Here is a 1,147-nt window from a genome sequence, read left to right as displayed (position 1 = left end):
CCGCTGGCGTTGGACACGGCGGCGCTGCGCGCGGAGCTGGCGGCGGCGCCGGCGCACGATCCGGTGCGGAGCGAGCCGACGCCGTCGGATCGACTGGCCTACATCCTGTTCACGTCGGGCTCGAGCGGTCGTCCGAAAGGTGTGCGGGTCGAGCACGGCAGCGTGATGAACCTCGCCGCGGGATTGGATGCGGCCCTGACGGACATCGGGGTGAGCGGTCCGGTGCGCTGGGCGTGGAACGCCTCCTACGGTTTCGATGCATCGCTGCAAGCGCTGGTGCAATGGCGCCATGGTGCAACGCTGTACCTGCTGCCGGCGGAACTGCGCCGGGATCCGATGCAACTGCGTGCGTACCTGGCGCGCGAATCGATCCAGGTGCTGGACGCCACGCCGTTGCAGGTCGAGGCGTTGCTGGAAGTGCAGGGCGCNTGGATGCGGCCCTGACGGACATCGGGGTGAGCGGTCCGGTGCGCTGGGCGTGGAATGCCTCCTACGGTTTCGATGCATCGCTGCAAGCGCTGGTGCAATGGCGCCATGGTGCAACGCTGTACCTGCTGCCGACGGAACTGCGCCGGGATCCGATGCAACTGCGTGCGTACCTGGCGCGCGAATCGATCCAGGTGCTGGACGCCACGCCGTTGCAGGTCGAGGCGTTGCTGGAAGTGCAGGGCGCACCGCTGCCGTCCGTGGTGATCGGCGGCGAGGCGATCAGCGCGAATCTGTGGGGCCGCCNTGCATCGCTGCAAGCGCTGGTGCAATGGCGCCATGGTGCAACGCTGTACCTGCTGCCGGCGGAACTGCGCCGGGATCCGATGCAACTGCGTGCGTACCTGGCGCGCGAATCGATCCAGGTGCTGGACGCCACGCCGTTGCAGGTCGAGGCGTTGCTGGAAGTGCAGGGCGCGCCGCTGCCGTCCGTGGTGATCGGCGGCGAGGCGATCAACGCGACGCTGTGGGGACGCATCGTGGCGCACTACGCGGGACGTGCCGAGGGTGCGCTGAACGCTTACGGGCCGACGGAGACGACGGTGGACGCGACGATGGCGCGCATCGAAGGTCCGCTGCCGCGGATCGGCCGGCCGATGGCGAATGTGCGCTGCCTGGTGCTGGACCGCCAGGGCCAGGAGCAACCCGAAGGCGTGCCGGG

The 1,147-nt window shown here is 69.3% G+C and carries 2 protein-coding genes; both read left to right on the top strand.

Features of this window, described 5'->3' with window-relative positions; genetic code table 11:
- Positions 1-63: 63 nt before the first annotated feature.
- A complete protein-coding gene (locus ISP15_RS18400; protein ID WP_449757827.1) occupies positions 64-444 on the top strand; it encodes an AMP-binding protein in 381 nt (126 codons plus the stop codon).
- A gap of 137 nt (positions 445-581) precedes the next feature.
- Positions 582-1,147: AMP-binding protein (locus tag ISP15_RS18395; RefSeq protein WP_449757826.1), on the top strand; the 566-nt coding region annotated here is incomplete at its 3' end.

The sequence above is a fragment of the Dyella jejuensis genome (assembly GCF_044904675.1).
GTDB classification, from domain to species: domain Bacteria; phylum Pseudomonadota; class Gammaproteobacteria; order Xanthomonadales; family Rhodanobacteraceae; genus Dyella_B; species Dyella_B jejuensis.
This window is presented reverse-complemented; position numbering and strand designations above follow the sequence as displayed.